Origin of the sequence: Paenibacillus sp. GCM10027628 (genome assembly GCF_042676385.1) — a bacterium.
In the GTDB taxonomy this organism is placed as follows: Bacteria; Bacillota; Bacilli; order Paenibacillales; family NBRC-103111; genus Paenibacillus_E.
In genome coordinates this window covers 57,643-75,526 of sequence record NZ_JBHTHA010000013.1, presented here as the reverse complement: position 1 = coordinate 75,526, position 17,884 = coordinate 57,643, and the positions used below count along the sequence as shown (strand labels likewise).

Sequence of the window (17,884 nt, the reverse complement as noted above, 5' to 3'; positions counted from 1 at the left end):
CTTATTTGTTCAAAAAAGGGCAGCACAGGCGGGTAACGGAACGTGGATCCTTTATTTCTCCACAAATCGGCGGTTTCTAAAGGCCAGTTGGTGAATAGCGAATTGTAGCTCCGCTTCAAGATGCAACTTGGGCATTGGATCGGGAATAAAGGATCTTCGTTCCCGCTCATCCAGTACAACTTGTGAAATATCGAACTTAGGGGGAATTGGAATGAAAATCGATTTAACCGGTAAAATTGCACTTGTTACAGGGTCTAACGCAGGGATCGGGCGTGCTATCGCGTTCGCGCTCGCGAGCAACGGAGCGAAGGTTGGCGTGAACTGTTTAAACAACGTAGCGCAAGGACAGGAGGTCGTCGCTGCAATTCAAGCGGCAGGCGGCGAGGCCGTGCTTATCCAAGCGGATGTAACGGACGTGGAACAAATCGACCGATTGGTGAACGAGGTCGAGCAGGCATTTGGCGGTACGATTGATATTCTGGTCAACAATGCAGGGCATCTTGTGCAGCGTGTTCCTAACTCGGATATGACAGAGGATATGTACGAACGAATTATGAATGTAAACTTGAAGAGCACCGTGTTCATGTGCAAAAGAGTGCTGGTCGGCATGAAAGCCAAAGGCTATGGCCGGATCGTGAATATGACATCGGTCGCCGCACACAATGGCGGCGGGCCGGGCTCAAGCGTCTACGCAGCGAGCAAAGCGGCGGTGCTGACGTACTCCAAGGGGCTCGCCAAGGAAGTGGCGGCCAGCGGCATCACCGTGAATAACGTATCACCGGGCTTCATCGGCAACACGATGTTTCATGCGACGTTCACAACGGATACTGCCCGTCAGGCTACGATAAGCGGCATTCCGCTCCAGCGTGAAGGAACGCCGGACGATGTTGCAGGGGCGGTGTTGTACCTCGCATCGAATTTGGCGTCTTATGTGACAGGCGAAACGGTTGAGATTAACGGCGGGATGATGATGCGATGAGTGCGAGCCTAAATCTCGAGGGGAAGCTGGGACGACTCACTTGGGCGAAAGATTTGGTTCATGAATTAAAAGCGGAAATTGATGGGCTGCAGGAAGCGGGCAGCCTGTCCATTCCACACACACCTGGGGGTTGGTGGCACCAGTACGTCTGCCCGCACCATCACACCGAACTGGTGTTCGATGAAATGGTTGTAGATGCCGCAGTATTCACATGTCCTCAAGGCTGCCAAATCGAAGGAGAAGACTACCACGGCGCATGGCTTGTTTTTAAACATCAATCGCTAGTGAGGATCGCGCTACAGGCAGCAGCTGTGTATGCGGCGCTGCGCGAGGGGGCGTATGCCACGCTTGGCAAGCGGCTTCTGGTGGAATATGCAATGCAATTTCCACTGTATCCGGTGCATCCTGAAGCGCAGAGCTGGATGCTGAAGGGGCGGGCTTTTCACCAGGCGCTGACCGAAGCGATCTGGTCGACGACGCTGATTCGCGCGTATTTGCTGCTGCGCGATGAAGGGGTTGTTTTTGAACCGGAGGAACAGAAGGCCATCGACGTGTTCCTGGACCTGCTCGCCGGGAGCATGGAGGAATACCGGCGCATCCTCATCCATGAGCGGAACAATGCGGAGAACAATTACACCGCTTGGCTGAACGCGTCATTGTCTTGCGTCTATGCCGCCCGCGGGGAGCAGGCGGCGCTGGAGGCGCTGATTGAAGGCGAAGGCGGCTTCAAGCATCACCTCTCGATCGGCGTGAAGCCCGATCAGCTGGAGTTTGAAGGAAGCACGTACTACCACGTATTCGTGCTTCGTGCGTATTTAATCGCTGCCGAGATGGCGCAGCGCTTCGGCATAGACCTCTACGCCTGCGAGGGCCGCGCAGGCCAATCCATGCGCGGCATGCTCGCCGCGCTGGCCGATCTGGCCGACGAGCGCGGGGCACTGCCGGCCTTGCATGACGGGCCGCTGGCGCGCGTGCCGTACGCCCGCGAAATCGCTGAGATCGCCGAGCAGGGGATGGCGATCTATGGCCTTGCCGGCCTCGCGCCGGTCGCGCGCGAGGCGTACCGGCAGCTGGGTGCGCCGGATGGCGCACGCACCCAGCTGGAGGCGCTGCTGTACGGCGCGGGCGAAGCCGCCGTCTTAGCTGCCGAGCCGCATCCGCGCGGCTCGCGGCTCTTCGCGGACTCCGGCTTCGCCGTCGGCCGCGTGCCGGGGAACCCCTTATCGTTTCTCGCCGACTTTGGCGAGCATGGGGGTTCCCACGGCCACTACGACAAGCTGCATCTGACGGTGATGCACCCTGCCGGGACGCTCACGCCCGATTTCGGGATGGTGCCTTACGGCTCCTCCCTGAGGAAATCGTGGTTCGCGGAAACCGCGACCCACAACACCGTGTCGCTGGGCGGAGGGATCTCGCAAGCGGCGCATGAAGGACGCTGTGTTCGCTTCGAGCAGACGGCGTCCAGCGTCTATGCTTGGCTGCAGTCGACGGAAGCCTATGCGGATTGCAAGCTGGACCGTCATTTGCTGCTTACGGAGGGGTGGCTGCTCGATTGGTACCACGTCGAGCTCGGCCAGAACGTTCCACAACCGATCGAATGGTGGATGCACCCTGCCGTCGAGCCGACCTCCGAGCAGCTGCAGCCGCTCGGAGAGGCGGCTCAGGCTCCACTGCTTCGCATAGGGGAGCAGGCGCTGCCTGTGATCGGCCGATTCGTGCCGATCCATGAATCACGTGCGGCGCAGGTGCACGTGTCCTACATGCTCGGCGGCAAGGAAACCGCAGCCGCTGTGTACCATACGGCGCTCGTCCTGCCGGGCGACGAGCTGCTCGCGGTGCGCACGCCGGGCGACTCCGTCGACCCGAGCACACCACTTACGGCATTGCTGCACCGGCGCAGCGGCTGCCGAGCGGATTTCATCCATGTGTACCGTGCAGGCAGTCAGGCAGGGTTGAAATGGATCTCCGAAAACGAAATTGAGGTATCGGTTCCCGGTCTTTCTAGTATTTCCACGCGTATCCGGCTAACGAAAGATCAAGGTTTGCTTTTCACATAGATGGGAGGAGAATGGACATGACTTCGTTATTACCTTTATACGAACCGCAAAGCGGCGTATTGACCGTGCAATATGAGCCGAATGAGCAAACGGTACTGCAGGAAAATCCCCCGCGATTCACTTGGATTCCCGCACAGCTGGAAAATGATAGCTATGTGCTGCAAATTTCACGTTCCGACGCCTTCGATGAGGGGGAGACGCGAACGATTCAGCCCATTCCCTATAATCTTTATACGCCTGATGAAGTGTTAGAGCCTGGCACGTACTTCTGGCGCTACGCGCTGCTGACAGAAGTCGGTTTAAAGACTGTATGGAGCAAGACCCGACGCTTTGAAGTGCCCGAAGGACTGCCCGAGACCCCGCTGCCAAGTCGCGAAAACCGCTATTCGGGAGTCACTTCGGAGCATCCGCGGCTATGGCTGCAACCCTCCGAATTGTCCGAATTCCGTCACCGGCTAAATGCCGATCCCGCTTACTGCGGTTGGGATGTCTTCTATGCGAAATCCGTGCAGCAATGGATGGATCGGGAGCTGATCGCTGAGCCGCAGCCGTACCCGAACAACAAACGGGTTGCGAACCTTTGGCGCCAAATGTATATGGATACGCAGAAAGCATTGTACGCGGTTCGGCATTTGGCTGTAGCCGGCACTATACTCGAGGATGAGACCCTGCTGGAGCGGGCGCGTACATGGCTTCTGCACCTATGCAGCTGGGACGTCTGTGGCCCGACAAGCCGTGACTATAATGACGAAGCCTCGTTCCGCATGGCCGGCGCATTGGCGTGGGGCTATGATTGGCTGCATGCTCGTTTGACCGAAGAAGAACGCGCGCAGGTCCGAAGCGTATTGCTGGCGCGTACACGCCAGGTCGCACAACACGTCATTGAACATTCGAAGATTCATCATGTGCCGTTTGACAGCCATGCCGTCCGCTCTTTGTCCAGTGTGCTCGTGCCTTGCTGCATCGCAATGCTGGATGAAGAGCCTGAAGCCCGTGAATGGCTAGACTACACCCTCGAGTACTATGCGTGCTTGTATTCGCCGTGGGGCGGTCCGGATGGCGGCTGGGCGGAAGGGCCGATGTACTGGACGACCGGAATGGCATTTGTCACCGAAGCGATGAACTTACTGAAAAAATACACCGGCATCAATTTCTATCAACGGCCGTTTTTCTCAAAAACGGGGGACTTCCCGCTCTATACCTTCAGTCCAGACACGCTGCGCGCGAGCTTTGGCGACCAGTCCACGCTAGGCGATCCCGTCAGCTTGAAAACAGGCTTCAATATTCGCCAATTCGCCGGTGTGACCGGTAATGGACTTTATCAGTGGTATTTTGAGCGGGTGCGGGAGACCGATACCGATTCAGAAATGAAATTTTACAACTATGGATGGTGGGACTTCCGTTTCGACGATATGGTCTACCGCCACGATTACCCGCAGGTGGAGGCGGTCGTGCCGACGGATGCGCATATCGAGCCGGTCAAATGGTTCCGCGATATTGGCTGGGTGGCCTTCCATTCCAATATGGCCGATCCGGGACGTCACGTTATGCTGCTGACCAAAAGCAGCCGTTACGGCTCCGTCAGCCACAGTCATGGCGATCAAAACAGCTTCTTGCTGCACGCTTACGGGGAGCCACTGGCGATTGAAAGCGGCTATTACGTGGCTTTTGGCAGTACAATGCACATGAACTGGCGCAGACAGACGCGCTCGACGAATAACATTCTGATCGATGGCCGGGGTCAGTACGCCGAGAAGAATAAAGTGCTGAATATGGCTGCTTCAGGCGTTGTTGAAGTAGCTGAACAGCGTAAAGGCTATGGCTATTCACGTTGTAACGCAACCGCTGCCTATCTGGAGAACGTGCCGTACCTCGAGCGCTACGTACGTGAACTGTATTTCTTTGGTGGCTATGTGGTTGTCGTCGATCACATCGATCTGTCGCAAGCAGGCACCGTTGACTGGTTGTTCCAGACGCTACATGAAATGAAGCTGGATGGTCAAACTTTCAGGGTGCAGGGGCGCAAGGCCGATATGGATGGCCGTTTCGTCTATTGCTCCTCCGGTGAGCTCAAGCTTCAACAGCATCAGAGCTTCGCCGACGTGGATCCCGCAGAAATCGAGGGCTTGCCGCCGCAGTGGCACCTCAAGGCGACGACCAAACCGGCGCGCAGCCACCGGATTGCGGCACTGCTCGTGCCGATCAAGCACGGCGAACCGAAGTATGTGTCCTATTTCATGGACGACCAAGGCTTTGATACGCATATTTACTTCACCGAGGACGGGATCACCCATAGCGTGGAGGTTCCGAAGGCTTATTAGCTTGAATAGACCGGCTCTGCTCGCAGTGATTTGTGAGGGAGCCGTTTTTGTTCTTCGACGCCGATGTCAAAAAAAGGTAAAATAAATGCGGAGAAAAATTTTGTGAGTGAAGGAAGGGAGGCCTATATGTCTAACCTGATGAATGCCAAAACAATAAGCGTATCCATTAAAGCTGCGCCGCAAGCTGTATATGAGTTTGTCTACGATCTGCACAACTTCCCCAAATGGGTGACTTCGTTCGTAGAATCGATCCTGCAGAGTGACGGGGAATGGTGGACGCTTGCTACATCCGAAGGCGCTATGCAAATTCGTTTCGTGGCGAAGAACGAGTTTGGCGTATTAGATCATTACGTGCGAATAGCCTCAGGACAAGAGTTCTTCAACCCAATGCGCGTGATTGCGAATGGAGCCGGAAGCGAAGTCCTGTTCACCTTGTTCCAAACAGCAGACATGTCCGAAGAGAAGTTCCTTGGTGACGCAGCAATGGTGGAGCGGGATCTGCAAACGTTGAAGCGGGTAATGGAGAGATGAAATCCGGCATTGAGATTTACGCCGAACATGCATCAATGTTCGTGATTGGGCAGAGGGTGTCACTAGCTTAAAGTGATGCTTGTACAATCTGGATGCCAACCCGTTCTGCTCTCACCACTCCACATTTCCAGAAATGCTGGAACGAGCGTAAGAAGTGTTCTGACCGAGTGCGTGAATAATTTCAGCAGAAAAAAGCTTAATCGGAGCAGCAGACGCGCTGTCTGATTAAGCTTTGTTTGTTCCTGTATTCAAAAATATGAATACTTAGCCCTTACAGCAGCAGAGATTTTCAACTCTCCCGGTTGGATCGGGGTCGCTGCACTTTTTGCATATAGGGTAGTTTGATAAGGGATAGGCTCTGTTACATGAGATTCTTCTTGGATTTGAATCGGATTTTTTATCAACGTTGCGCCTAACGTTTTGGCGATAATAACGGCCTTATTTTCGGCATTTTTTATGGCTAACGAGAGGGCGTGGTTATAGTAGAGTTCGGGATGTGCCACAGTAAAGTGAATGTGGGAGACGGAGTTGGCGCCTTGGGCGACAGCCGTGTCGATAACAAGTCCTGTCATGTCGATTTTATCAATCGTGATTTGAAGGAGGTGTGTGACCTGATAGCCTTTAAAGATTTGTTTTCCGTCCTCATAGTTGTACTGAATGTCGATTCTGTAAGTGACGGTTTGAATTTGTTCTTTTGGAATATGGAGTTTTAGCAACGAGTCGATGATTGCGGATAGGGTGGCGGCATTGTCGGCCTGTGCTTTACTGAGGCTCATGTTATCTGTCACGGCGCCTAGTACAATGCTGGATTTGTCGGGGGCTGCAGAGATCGTCCCTTCGCCTGAGACCTCAATGATATGCCGGTTATTGTGAGAAAAAGAAGAAGCCTCCGGAGACGGATATATTGGCTGAGGATAATACATAGGCCATCAACCTTTCTTGCTTAAGGATTATACATCAATGTATTTGCGGTATATTTATAATATGCTTTGCCTACAACCTATAAAAAGCAAACATCATCCCTTAAGTTCCCACATTGTAAGTGCTGCCATTTTCGAGTGATAATAAACACATCCAAACAAAACGAGGGGGACTTACAAATGGCGACAAAATTCACCGCACTCAAAATGGTCATGGCAAGCACATTAGCGGTTAGCTTGACTGCATGCGGAAGCGCAGGCACAACGACGGGCGGTAAATCCGAAGCAACGGCAGCAGCGACTAGCGCAGCAACCGCAGAAGTGAAAAAGCAGGAAAATATTACAATCACGTTCCAAAACATATACCCGGATCCGACAGATCCGAAGAACGGTATGTTGAAAAAAATCGTCAACGATTACCAAACGAAAAATCCGAACATCAAGATCGAGTTGGACTCCCTGAATACGGATCAACAAAAGCTAAAGCTGAAAACGCAAGCCGCTTCCAAAGAAGTGCCTGATATTACAATCGTGAATCCGGCTGCGCAAATGAAGCCTTTCGTAGATGCAGGTCTTTTTGCGCCGCTGAACGATATGGTCGCTCAAAACGGACTGAAAGATACGTTCCAAAGCGGTATTCTCGATTGGTACACATTCAACAACAACCTTTATGCACTGCCTGACGGCAACAACATCGCCGTTGTTTATTACAACAAAGAGTTGTTCCAACAAGCTGGCGTAGAAGTGCCGAAAACTTTCGAAGAAATGGTGGACACGGTTAAAAAGCTTAAATCCAAAGGCATTCAGCCAATGGCGATCGGGGAGAAAGATTCCTGGACCGGTTCCTTCTTGTTCATGAACGTATTGCTTCGCACCAATGGCGGCCCTGGCTTCCTGAAAGACGTCGTTGACGGTAAGAAAACGTTCCAGGATCCTGCGTTCACGGATGCGGTTAGCAGCTTCCAAGACCTGATCCAGGCCGGCGCGTTCCAAGAAGGCGCAACATCCTTCGACTATAACGCAGGCGAGAACTTGTTCAAAACTGGCAAAGCCGCTATGTACTTCATGGGCAGCTGGGCAACAGGCGGTATCGAAACTTCCTCTGTAAACGGTAAAGTTGGCGTATTCAAGTTCCCTACTGTAAAGGGCAAAGGTAACCCAGACGAGTTCATGCTGGCACCAGGTTCCGCATTCGCAGTGTCCGCTAACAGCAAGCATTTGAAAGAAACGAAAGATTTCCTGAACTACTTCATGCTGAACTATCCGAAAGAAGCGTTCGCGGCTAAAGGCGCTGTCGGTGTCGCTCAAAAAGTAGACGGAGACTTCAAAGCAGCTGGTTACTCCGATATGGCGATGGAAGTGCTCGGATTGTTCAAACAAGTGAAAGGCGGAGACCTCGCGTTCGACAACACGATGAATCCGGGAACGGCGCAAGGTCACTTGACCAGCATCCAAAACCTGTTCGTACAGAAAAAAGATCCTGCCGAAGTGGCCAAAGAACATCAAACGGCTTACGAAACGAATAAAAAATAAATTGAAATAGCAGCCGAATCGGAATTTATCTACTGCCCCAAGCGGTGCAGCAGGTAAGTTCCGATTGGCACATTCAGATGGAGGAGGCGAGAATAGTGAATGTATTAAGAGTCTCCAAATGGACGATAGCCATGTTTGTGCTGCCGTGTTTGCTGCTCTATGTGTGTCTCGTTTTTGTACCGATTCTCGTTTCGCTCTATAGCGGACTGCTCGATTGGAACGGAATTGGCGAGTCGAAATTCATTGGTCTGAAAAATTTTCAAACCCTGTTATTTGCAGACCCGGTATTTTGGCCATCTGTCAAAAGAACCTTGATGTTCGCTGTGTTTTCCATGGCGGAAATTCCAGTTGCTTTATTTGTCGCTATTTTGTTGAACCGATTCATTAAGAAGCCGAATTTTCTCGTTTCGAGTTACTTCTTGCCTGTTATTTTATCTGTCGTAATCGTCGGCCAATTATGGAAAACGATCTATAACCCTGCAGCAATGGGGGGCATGCTGAATCAGGTGCTCGACATGCTGAATTTGCACAGTTGGACAAAATCCTGGCTGACCGATCCGAAAATTGCGATGTATTCTCTGTATTTTGTAGCACTGTGGCAGTACTTGGGTTATCACACGCTGATCCAGTTCACAGGCATTCAGAACATCCCTGCCGATATTTACGAAGCAGCCCGCATCGACGGCGCTGAAGGGCTGAAAGCCGACTGGCATATTACCTTCCCTATGAATATTCCGATTTTCAAAATATCGATTGTGCTCGCTTTTATCGGTTCCTTGCAAGCTTTTGATATGGTCATGGTCATGACGGCCGGCGGCCCGGCGCATGCGACAGACGTGATATCAACGCATATGTACAACATGTCGTTCTTGTCTATGAAATACGGCTATGGCAGTGCCATCGCGGCGTTCCTTGTAGGCTTGTGCCTGATCGCTACGGTTATCATCAACCTGATCTTCAATCGGTTAGAGAAGAAATTTACGTAAAGGGGGAGTGTGGCCATGAATTCAACGCTAGGTGTAGCCTCGGTGAAGCCCGCAGCTGCTGTCGGACGGAAACCGGTGTCCATTGTAAAAGTTCTCGTCATCGTTCTTTTGTCCGTTCTGGTGGTTACGCAGGTGTATCCGCTCCTCTGGCTGTTCATTTATTCCTTGAAAAATAACGAGGAAATTTTGTCGGGCCGATTTTTCGCGCTGCCGGCTTCGCCGCAGTGGAAAAACTTCACAGACGCTATTAAGGCGGGGCACTACTTTCAATATCTGAAAAACAGCTTGTTCGTCACTTCGGTGACGATGGTGGGAGTGCTGTTCCTTAGCTCGCTCGCATCCTTTGCGATTAGCCGGTTCAAGTGGAAATACGGTCAAGCCGTCATGGTCATCTTCCTGATCGGGATGATGATTCCGCTGCAGGCGACCTTGCTGCCGCTGATGATTATTTTCAAAAACATGAGCATTCTCAACACGCATCTGTCGATTATTTTGCCGTATATCGCGTTTCAGACGCCGATCGCCGTTTTCATTCTCAGCGGCTTTATGAAGTCGATTCCTAGCGAAATCGAAGAATCCGCGGTCATGGACGGTGCCGGTGTGTTCCGGATCTTCCGCAGCATTATTCTGCCGATCTCGGTTCCGCCGATGATGACGGTATGTATTCTGACCTTTATCAACATCTGGAACGAGTACATCCTGGCAGCCACCTTTATCTCGTCGGAACGGCTGAAGACACTTCCATTCGGCGTGAACAGCTTTGTTAGCCAGTATTCGGTCAATTACGGCGCGATCGGCGCTTTTCTCGTGCTCGGCGCTCTGCCGGTCATCCTCATTTACTTCCTGTTGGCGGATAAAATCACCAAGGGCATGGTCGCGGGAGCGGTGAAAGGGTAAGGTCGTGCAAAATTTCAAGCCCACATCTTGTGGGTCTTTTTCATTTGTAATGTCTTATTGCGCCCACATGGGGTTGTCGTTATGATTGAGAAATAACAGGCAATTGGAACGGAGGGTTCATATGCGGGTCGAATGGATCTCCATTCAAGGAAGCGGCGAATGGAACGAGGATGCCGTGGTGATCAATGAGGCACAGGGGCTCTATGGCGTCATCGACGGTGCGACATCGCTTGTTCCCTTCCGCGGGCCGAATCAGGAAACCGGAGGCAGACTTGCCTCCCAGCTGGTGAAGCGATATTTGGAAGATTACACGGGGGTAATCCCCGCGTATGGCGGATTAGAGAAGCTGCTGAAAGAAGCCAATTTGCTTCTGCGGCAAGAAATGGAAGTGTGCGGCATTGACCTGAACGCCAAAGAACAATTGTGGACGGCGGGGATTGCTTTGATCCGGGTTACGGAGACCCATGTTGAGTTTGCACAATTGGGAGACTGCATGATCTATGCGTTATACCAGGACGGCTCCATTCGGACTATAACCCGGGATCATGTCGCACATATCGATCAGGAATCCTTGCTCTTGATCAAGCAAGGTTTAGCTGCAGAATCGGGAGCCAAGGAGGGGCTCAAGACGCAGGTAAAAGCGAAGGTTCTCGCGAATAAGCAGAAGATGAATACGCCTGAGGGTTACTCGGTCTTGAACGGGGATCCTGCCGCGGAACTTTATATTGAAAGCGGCAAGCTTAACCGCATTATGCTGCGAGGGCTGATTCTGGTAACAGATGGCTTGTTCTTCCCACAAGACGTGGAAGACAACGACCAAGACCCGCATGAAACGATGATCCGGCACATGTCAGCAACTAACCTTCAGGCATACGCAGACTGGTTGCTTCAACTTGAGAACGAGGATTCCGCCTGCATTCGCTACCCCCGATTCAAAACATCGGATGATAAAAGCGCCATCTGGCTTCACTTCGGTGCATAAAAAGCCCATAACGAAAGGGGAACGTTCACATTGGCACGGGGCTTGCATTCCATTCATAACCGGTTATTTCTGCTGTTCCTCTCCTGCATGATGGTCCTCTTGCTCATTGTTAGCTTCCTCTATTATCAGAAGACGACGGATATCATCCATACGAAAATCAGCGATCTCGCCGAAAAAAATATTTCCCAGACCGTCGGCTTGTTCGATCTGCTGCTCCAGGGTTATGACAGCGTCACCAAATCGCTGAACAGCAACTACGAGATGCTTCGGCTGATCGAAGATCGCGAAGCGAACAAAGACCCGGCCGTTAGTGTGATCAACGAGCGGACGATCACGAACATTTTAGGCGCGATTTATTACTCGCGCGACGATATTATCGGCATTCATGTCATCACGAATACTGGCAAAAACTATAATTTCGAACGCCGATTCGCAGGCGTCATTGATGCGAATTATTCCACCTCCGACTGGTACCAGAAGCTGCAGGACTCATCAGGCGAAATGGTCTGGCTGGGGCTGTTCCCGGGCTCCGTCATCAATCGCTTCAATGAGGAGCCGCTTTTTGTGTTCGGGCGCAAACTGTACGATTTGACCGACCACCGGACGCTCGGCGTCATGCTGATCGAAACGAATCCGCAGCCGATTCTAGCTGCGCTTTCCAACGTGACGATCAGCCCGAACAGCCGCGTGTATATCGTTGACCGGGAAGACCGCATGATCGCTTCTACGGAGAAGGAGCAAGTGAAGCCGCCTTCTTTCAGCGGGCTGCCGCGTCCGCAAACCAACCAGATTATCGTGGATAATCGGACGGATCAGCTCATTGTCGCCGCTAAAGCGAAGATGGCGGATTGGACTGTGCTCGGATTGACCCCCAAGGGGGATATCAATGCCGAGGTTGTGAAGACGAGAGAATACCTGTATATCGTGATCGTTGTACTAGTTATTTTATCTACGGCGCTGGCGAGTCTCGTTTCACGCAGCATGTCCAATCCGCTCAAGCTCTTGATCCGCGAGATGAAGCAGGTGGAGATGGGGAATTTCAAAGGCTCGGTCAACGTCAAATCGTTCGAGGAGATTAATTTCCTCGTTTCCTCGTTTAACCGCATGGTGAACCGGATGGACGAGTTGATCGAGCGAATTACCCTGGCCTCTATCAGTGAAAAAAATGCGGAGCTGCAGGCGCTGCAATCGCAGGTCAATCCGCATTTTCTGTACAACACGCTGGATATGATTTATTGGATGTTGGATGAGCGGGAGAACGACAGGCTGGGCCGGGTCATCTTATCGCTATCGCATATGTTCCGGTACAGCAGCGATTGGGAAGAGGCGTCGAAGTCGACGCTCAGGCAGGAACTCGATCAAATGCGTCATTACATGACGATTATCGAGAGCCGTTTGGAAGGCCGGGTCAGCACGGAGATTGCCGTCGCGCCGGAGTGGCTGGATGCCGTCCTGCCGAAGATGACCATTCAACCGATTATCGAGAATGCGGTCAAATACGGGCTGGAGCCGCTGGATCGGCCTGGGTTGCTGCACGTTTACACGGAAGCGGGCGAACAGGAGCTGTACATCATTATTCAAGATAACGGCATTGGGATGGAAGCGCACGTACTCACTCGAATGCGGGAGTCACTGAATGCGGATAAAGTGTCCCTGGACGTACATGCCGGATATCGAGCAGATAGGGACAGCGGTCCGGTGACAGCCAACATTTCTATGACCGGCGAGCCGGTCGATACGTCGAGGAAAGGAAGACGCGGCATCGGGCTGACGAACGTGCACAGACGTTTGGTTCTCATGTATGGAGACAACTATGGGTTAAGAATAGATAGTCAACAAGGGGAAGGAACGACGGTCACCATTGTGCTGCCGCTTCCTCGGAAAGGAGGTTAGACAGACCATGGACATTCTCATCGTCGACGATGAAACGGTCATTCGCGAGGGAATCGAGCGGACGCTGAATAACCGTTTCCCGCAGTACCGGACTCATCTCGCCGCGAATGCCGAACAAGCGATGGCACTCCTTCGCAAGCATCATATCCATATCGTCCTTACCGATATTTTGATGCCAGGCATGACCGGGCTTCAGCTTATGAATATTTCCAGAGGGCGTCACCCCCATGTGAAATGGGTCGTGATCTCCGCCTATTCCGAGTTTGCCTATGCACAGGAAGCGGTCCGATTGGGGGCTAAGGATTATTTGCTGAAGCCGATCGGCAAGGACATGCTGACAGAGATGATCGAGAAGATCAGCGAGGAGATCATCCGGGAAACCGAACTAACCGAAGAAGCTCAGCTGCTGAAGCTGAACCGCAAATATTTGCAGGAGGCGGTGTTTCAGCGCTGGGCACTGGGCCTGGATACCGGGCGCATCGATATGGAGCCATTCATCGAACAGTTTCCGCATTTCTACTTGATTATGGTCAAAATGGAGAGCGATAAAGTCGTAAATCTCGAAAATTTCATAATCGAGAACGTGCTTCTCGAACTGATCGAGCGCTACGGGAAAGGCTTCGTCACGGTGCACGACAGCAAGAGTCTGCTCGGGCTGGTCACGTTGCCGGCGGGCAGCGGCTTGCCGGAGCTGATCGATGAGCTGCGCGGCCATCTTATCAAGTACTTGCGGGTGCCGTTCCAGATTATGCACACCGAACGGATCGAACAATTCCAGGCGGTGCCCGCCGAGGTGCAGCGGATGCGGCAAGCTTCGACGACGCAGGTTTACGAACACTACGCCAACGGCAGCGATCGCGCCATCGAAGTAGCGCTGCAGTACATCCGCACGCACTACCATGCGGATCTGTCGCTGGAGAAAGTAGCATCGATCGTCTACTTGAATCCTGTCTATTTCAGTCAGTTGTTCAAACAGAAGACCGGCCAAGGCTTCAAGGAGTACGTGATCCATCTGCGTTTGGAGCAGGCGAAGCAGCTGTTGATGAATCCGAAGTTCAAGCTCGCCGATATCGCCGAGCGGATCGGTTATCAGGATATGCGTCATTTCACGCAAGTCTTTCGCAAAAAATATGGCGCCACCCCTTCAGAATACCGCCAAGAACAGAACGTTGCCGCAAGTAAGCCGGATACATGCTAATAAGAAGAAACAGCCCCCTGGTCTATTAACCAGAGGGCTGTTTCTTTACCGTTTACTTATGCTGGCGCAATCCGAATTCGTTCCCATCCGGATCTCTGAACTGAGTGAAAATACCGAAGCCAAGCTCTTTTGGTTCATCAATATCAACGCCGTTTGCCTGTAGCTTCGCATAGGCTTCTCGGATGTCATCCGTTTGAAAAACGATGCCCACCTTGGTCTCGTTCCAGTTCTCCATCATCGATTTCGGATAGAGTGTGATGCAGCTGGCTGCGCCCGGAGGCGAAAGTTCCATCCAGAAGGCGTTTGGTCCCATTGGATTTTTTTTCTGCACCTCGAAACCTATCTTTTCTTCCCAGAATTTAGCGGATTCCTCCTGATTGTCTACATAGACAGTGACAGTTGCAATTTTATTAAACACGGTTACCCTCCTTAGCATTTTTGCCGGTAAAATTGGCATCGGAACCATGAGCTCCATCGTTACGCCATCATCATAGCATGCCCGATTCCTCACCGTCTTGTAAAAAATCGACAAGCCTGCCATTCGGTAATAACGGTTTTTCCAGTCGAGCCAAATCTGTCAAGGGTAGAATACTCAGACAATTCTCACGAAATTCTAAGAATGGCTGAATATGCTAGGCGGAGCTTGGCTTTCTTCCATCAACGGTAAATATTAGGAAATCCGAAATGTGCTAAGGTAATATCAGATTCATAGCCTAACACCACGATCCTAGAGGAGGAAGTCCAATCATGCTATTTATGAAGAAGAACCGCCTTAGCCAATCGTTAGTGGGGATAAGCCTTAGTCTTTCCTTATTGACCACAGGAAGCATATTATTCAATCCGCAATCGGCTCATGCCAATACCGTTTCAGGGAATGCAACGGCAGCTTACAGTGCAACAAGTTCGAGTAAAGCCGATCAGATCGTCCGAACAGCTGAATCGTATATCGGCAAAGTCAGATACGGATATGGCGTAAGAGATACGAACCGATTGATTCTGGATTGCTCAGCTTTCACACAGCTTGTTTTCAAACAAAATGGAATCTCCATTCCTTGGGGCTCAAAAGCCCAAACCAGCGTAGGTACTCGCGTTTATAGTAAAGCGAACCTGAAAAAAGGCGATCTGGTCATGTTTAGTGTAGGCACACCAGGCCGCATTAATCATGTCGGTATTTATGTCGGCAATGGTAAATTCATTAGCAACACGACCAGCTCTGGTGTCGTCATTAATGATATGAACTCAGGTTACTGGAAAAATCGATTCATCGAAGGACGTCACTTGTGAGAACAACGTCTATCGATCCAATGTGGTAAAAAAGAAGGCCCTTTGAGTCCATTTCCCCTTCGCATCGAAATGATTTTCGATCAAAGGTGAGATGGACTCAGGGGTCTTTTTTGCCTAGGGGACACAGCAAGCGCATGGCTGGAAAGATGTTTTGCATCGTTACAGCGGCGAGTGGGAAATGAAGTCGTGTCTCTAACAATATTTTTCATCTTTACAGACGAGAAGATGGAAGATTGACGAGGATGGACAAAGACAAGTTCGTTCCCAAACGTACGGCTTTAGACTAGGAACTAGCCATCCGCTAGGTAGTTTCATCATGACTTTGCCTTCGGCATATGTGCGTGCTTGCGGGGGGCAAAAGTGGTACTATCAAAATATGTCATTAACGGCTCTACCTAAAACCACTTTGCATTTGTTACTGTTTACATCAACAAATGCAAAAGAGGTGAAGCTTTGAAATGAGGAAACATCGAATTCATGCTTATTTGGAATTAACTATGGCTGCTACGCTCATAGGCAGTTCCGTCGTGGCCGGGAAGTTGATGACGTTGCGGATGCCTATCTTTTTATCACAATCGGCGAGCTTGGCGATCGCCCTGCTGCTTCTAATCCCGCTGTTGCTGGCGGAGCGCCATCGTTCGATCAAAGTAGGGAAGAGGGATGCGCTTCTCTTACTCCTGCAGTCGTTTCTTGGCATGTTTCTTTTTCGCGTCCTGATGCTGTATGGGTTACGATACGCTACCGCTACTGAAATCGGTATCGTAACCAGCTTGACTCCCGCGGCAGTTGCTTTGTTATCGTTTGTGGTACTGAAGGAAAAAATGACAACACGCCTTATACTAGGCATCGGATGTTCATTACTTGGAATCCTCATCATTCAGGCCCCGGGTTGGCTGATGACGTCTTCTACCCCATCAAAATCTTCATACATAGGGCTTTTGCTGATTTTGCTTGCAGTGATCGGGGAGGCTACGCTGACCATATTTCGGAAAATGACGTCCAGCGGTGTTTCCTCCTTGCTTGGAACGACGTACATCACCCTTTTTTCCTTCCTGATGTTCCTGCCGTTTTCGGTTGTTGAAGCCTTGCAGTTCGACTTTACTCGAGTAAGGGGAGAGGATATCGGGCTTCTTTTCTATAACGGCATTTTCGTCACTGTCGGCGGTTATCTTTTATGGTTCCGCGGCATATCGCGTGTGCAAGCTAGCACAGCAGCTGTATATACGGGATGCATTCCGGTCAGCACGCTTCTGCTTTCGTACACGGTGCTGCATGAGCCATTTTCGTTCCTTCATGTGGCGGGAGTCGGCTTAGTCTTCATGGGAATCCTGCTGATCTCCGATTTTCGGAAGCATAAGGAAACCAATGAAACTGCAACAGTTCAAACGAGTTATTAGTATTCTCACATATTTTGATTGCGTACATGTATAAACAAGAGGGGAGGGCCAGGCCATATGGAATTTAAACATAAACTGAAGGAACTGAGGCAGCAGCAAGATCTCACCCTGCGCAAATTGGGGGAAAAAGCGGGAGTCAGTTACTCGATCTTGAATGCCATTGAAAATGGGAGGATCAACCCCTCTGAAGATGTTGTTCTTGCTCTAGCCGCAGCTTTGAGGGTTGAGAATCGGGCAGAGCTGCTCGCCTTGGCGGGGCATAGTCCGGCGCAATAAGACGTTACGCCGGCGTACCCCGCAAGCACACTTGTTTCAAATAAGCGGAAAAGCTCTCGATATTCATAAGCATATGCCGGTTGTTACCTTCGAGCTTGCTCAGCATAATACCGCCTTCTAGGGTGGAGAGCGTGAAGGTAGCGAGCGCGTCAATATCCAGATCCGCTTTGAATTCGCCGCTTTGAACGCCTTCTTGAATAATCGCTTTCATCGAGTTCAGCGTACCGGTTAAACCCTGCTGGGCTCTTTGGCGTAGGACGGGATGTCCGTCATCGCTTTCAATCGCCATGTTCAGCAGCGGGCATCCGCCGATAAATGGCGGTGCTTCCACAACACGATCGTACACGCGGAAAAAGGCTAACAGCTTGTCAGACGCCGACTCTTTCGCGGCAATCGCCTGTTTGAACTGACCGTCTACGATACTCGCCGCGTAGTTGTAAGCTTCGATCGCAATTTCATCCTTACTGGCAAAATGGCGGTAAATGCCGCCTTTTTTAATGCCTGTTCGCTCCGTAATATCAGACAAGGATGAGCCTGAATACCCTTGTTGGTTAAAAAGCTCAGCCGATTTGGCGATGATGTGCTTGCGGGTATTTTCTCCTTTTTGCATAATAATCCTCCGTTACACAA

General features: G+C 51.3%; 16 protein-coding genes. 13 read left to right on the top strand and 3 right to left on the bottom strand.

Annotated elements, in window-relative coordinates; genetic code table 11:
• Window positions 1-211: 211 nt before the first annotated feature.
• The 4 genes from ACFQZT_RS13740 to ACFQZT_RS13725 all read left to right on the top strand — a co-directional run bounded on the left by ACFQZT_RS13740 (window position 212) and on the right by ACFQZT_RS13725 (window position 5,888).
• A complete protein-coding gene (locus ACFQZT_RS13740; protein ID WP_379300685.1) occupies window positions 212-979 on the top strand; it encodes an SDR family NAD(P)-dependent oxidoreductase in 768 nt (255 codons plus the stop codon).
• Window positions 976-3,036 (top strand): heparinase II/III domain-containing protein, encoded by a 2,061-nt coding sequence (locus tag ACFQZT_RS13735; RefSeq protein WP_379300683.1) that lies wholly within the window; start codon window positions 976-978, stop codon window positions 3,034-3,036. Before ACFQZT_RS13740 ends, ACFQZT_RS13735 begins: the two co-directional genes overlap by 4 nt.
• A 17-nt stretch (window positions 3,037-3,053) precedes the next feature.
• On the top strand, window positions 3,054-5,357 hold the full coding sequence (locus tag ACFQZT_RS13730) for a DUF4962 domain-containing protein (protein WP_379300681.1): 2,304 nt from the start codon (window positions 3,054-3,056) through the stop codon (window positions 5,355-5,357).
• 126 nt (window positions 5,358-5,483) lie between these two features.
• Window positions 5,484-5,888 carry a hypothetical protein gene (locus tag ACFQZT_RS13725; RefSeq protein ID WP_379300679.1) on the top strand — a complete coding sequence of 135 codons (405 nt, stop codon included), beginning with the start codon at window positions 5,484-5,486 and terminating at the stop codon, window positions 5,886-5,888.
• Between the two features lie 248 nt (window positions 5,889-6,136).
• On the opposite strand, the gene ACFQZT_RS13720 is transcribed toward ACFQZT_RS13725, so the two are convergent.
• Window positions 6,137-6,811 carry an SIMPL domain-containing protein gene (locus ACFQZT_RS13720; protein WP_379300677.1) on the bottom strand — a complete coding sequence of 225 codons (675 nt, stop codon included), beginning with the start codon at window positions 6,809-6,811 and terminating at the stop codon, window positions 6,137-6,139.
• Between the two features lie 177 nt (window positions 6,812-6,988).
• Here ACFQZT_RS13720 and ACFQZT_RS13715 point away from each other — a divergent pair, with 177 nt between their 5' ends.
• The 6 genes from ACFQZT_RS13715 to ACFQZT_RS13690 all read left to right on the top strand — a co-directional run bounded on the left by ACFQZT_RS13715 (window position 6,989) and on the right by ACFQZT_RS13690 (window position 14,297).
• Entirely contained in the window at window positions 6,989-8,341 is a 1,353-nt protein-coding gene (locus tag ACFQZT_RS13715) for an extracellular solute-binding protein (RefSeq protein WP_379300675.1), read from the top strand.
• Between the two features lie 95 nt (window positions 8,342-8,436).
• Window positions 8,437-9,327, top strand: a complete 891-nt coding sequence (locus ACFQZT_RS13710; protein ID WP_379300673.1) for a carbohydrate ABC transporter permease — start codon at window positions 8,437-8,439, stop codon at window positions 9,325-9,327.
• 15 nt (window positions 9,328-9,342) lie between these two features.
• Window positions 9,343-10,224, top strand: coding sequence for a carbohydrate ABC transporter permease (locus ACFQZT_RS13705; protein ID WP_379300671.1), 882 nt, complete (start codon window positions 9,343-9,345; stop codon window positions 10,222-10,224).
• A 121-nt stretch (window positions 10,225-10,345) separates the two neighbouring features.
• On the top strand, window positions 10,346-11,206 hold the full coding sequence (locus ACFQZT_RS13700) for a PP2C family serine/threonine-protein phosphatase (RefSeq protein WP_379300669.1): 861 nt from the start codon (window positions 10,346-10,348) through the stop codon (window positions 11,204-11,206).
• A gap of 30 nt (window positions 11,207-11,236) precedes the next feature.
• Window positions 11,237-13,099 (top strand): sensor histidine kinase, encoded by a 1,863-nt coding sequence (locus ACFQZT_RS13695; protein WP_379300667.1) that lies wholly within the window; start codon window positions 11,237-11,239, stop codon window positions 13,097-13,099.
• Between the two features lie 7 nt (window positions 13,100-13,106).
• Entirely contained in the window at window positions 13,107-14,297 is a 1,191-nt protein-coding gene (locus ACFQZT_RS13690; protein WP_379300665.1) for a response regulator, read from the top strand.
• Window positions 14,298-14,349: 52 nt separating this feature from the next.
• Here ACFQZT_RS13690 and ACFQZT_RS13685 read toward each other — a convergent pair whose 3' ends face one another.
• Complete coding sequence (locus ACFQZT_RS13685) at window positions 14,350-14,715, bottom strand: VOC family protein (protein WP_379300663.1); 366 nt, start codon at window positions 14,713-14,715, stop codon at window positions 14,350-14,352.
• Window positions 14,716-15,044: 329 nt separating this feature from the next.
• On the opposite strand from ACFQZT_RS13685, the gene ACFQZT_RS13680 reads away from it, so the two are divergent.
• The 3 genes from ACFQZT_RS13680 (at window position 15,045) to ACFQZT_RS13670 (ending at window position 17,254) form a co-directional block, all read left to right on the top strand.
• The gene (locus ACFQZT_RS13680; RefSeq protein WP_379300661.1) at window positions 15,045-15,581 is read left to right on the top strand and encodes a C40 family peptidase; all 537 of its coding nucleotides are present in this window, start codon (window positions 15,045-15,047) and stop codon (window positions 15,579-15,581) included.
• Window positions 15,582-16,039: 458 nt separating this feature from the next.
• Entirely contained in the window at window positions 16,040-16,978 is a 939-nt protein-coding gene (locus tag ACFQZT_RS13675) for a DMT family transporter (RefSeq protein ID WP_379300659.1), read from the top strand.
• A 57-nt stretch (window positions 16,979-17,035) separates the two neighbouring features.
• A complete protein-coding gene (locus tag ACFQZT_RS13670) occupies window positions 17,036-17,254 on the top strand; it encodes a helix-turn-helix domain-containing protein (RefSeq protein WP_379300657.1) in 219 nt (72 codons plus the stop codon).
• A 4-nt stretch (window positions 17,255-17,258) separates the two neighbouring features.
• Here the strand turns inward: ACFQZT_RS13670 and ACFQZT_RS13665 are convergent, their stop codons facing one another.
• Entirely contained in the window at window positions 17,259-17,864 is a 606-nt protein-coding gene (locus ACFQZT_RS13665) for a TetR/AcrR family transcriptional regulator (RefSeq protein WP_379300655.1), read from the bottom strand.
• Window positions 17,865-17,884: the final 20 nt, after the last annotated feature.

Excerpts from the sequence above, each read along its gene's own strand:
- ACFQZT_RS13665 (WP_379300655.1), bottom strand. The coding sequence starts at position 17,864 with ATGCAAAAAGGAGAAAATACCCGCAAGCACATCATCGCCAAATCGGCT.
- ACFQZT_RS13705 (WP_379300671.1), top strand. The coding sequence starts at position 9,343 with ATGAATTCAACGCTAGGTGTAGCCTCGGTGAAGCCCGCAGCTGCTGTC.
- ACFQZT_RS13690 (WP_379300665.1), top strand. The coding sequence starts at position 13,107 with ATGGACATTCTCATCGTCGACGATGAAACGGTCATTCGCGAGGGAATC.
- ACFQZT_RS13700 (WP_379300669.1), top strand. The coding sequence starts at position 10,346 with ATGCGGGTCGAATGGATCTCCATTCAAGGAAGCGGCGAATGGAACGAG.
- ACFQZT_RS13670 (WP_379300657.1), top strand. The coding sequence starts at position 17,036 with ATGGAATTTAAACATAAACTGAAGGAACTGAGGCAGCAGCAAGATCTC.
- ACFQZT_RS13720 (WP_379300677.1), bottom strand. The coding sequence starts at position 6,811 with ATGTATTATCCTCAGCCAATATATCCGTCTCCGGAGGCTTCTTCTTTT.
- ACFQZT_RS13735 (WP_379300683.1), top strand. The coding sequence starts at position 976 with ATGAGTGCGAGCCTAAATCTCGAGGGGAAGCTGGGACGACTCACTTGG.
- ACFQZT_RS13680 (WP_379300661.1), top strand. The coding sequence starts at position 15,045 with ATGCTATTTATGAAGAAGAACCGCCTTAGCCAATCGTTAGTGGGGATA.
- ACFQZT_RS13725 (WP_379300679.1), top strand. The coding sequence starts at position 5,484 with ATGTCTAACCTGATGAATGCCAAAACAATAAGCGTATCCATTAAAGCT.
- ACFQZT_RS13730 (WP_379300681.1), top strand. The coding sequence starts at position 3,054 with ATGACTTCGTTATTACCTTTATACGAACCGCAAAGCGGCGTATTGACC.
- ACFQZT_RS13715 (WP_379300675.1), top strand. The coding sequence starts at position 6,989 with ATGGCGACAAAATTCACCGCACTCAAAATGGTCATGGCAAGCACATTA.
- ACFQZT_RS13740 (WP_379300685.1), top strand. The coding sequence starts at position 212 with ATGAAAATCGATTTAACCGGTAAAATTGCACTTGTTACAGGGTCTAAC.
- ACFQZT_RS13675 (WP_379300659.1), top strand. The coding sequence starts at position 16,040 with ATGAGGAAACATCGAATTCATGCTTATTTGGAATTAACTATGGCTGCT.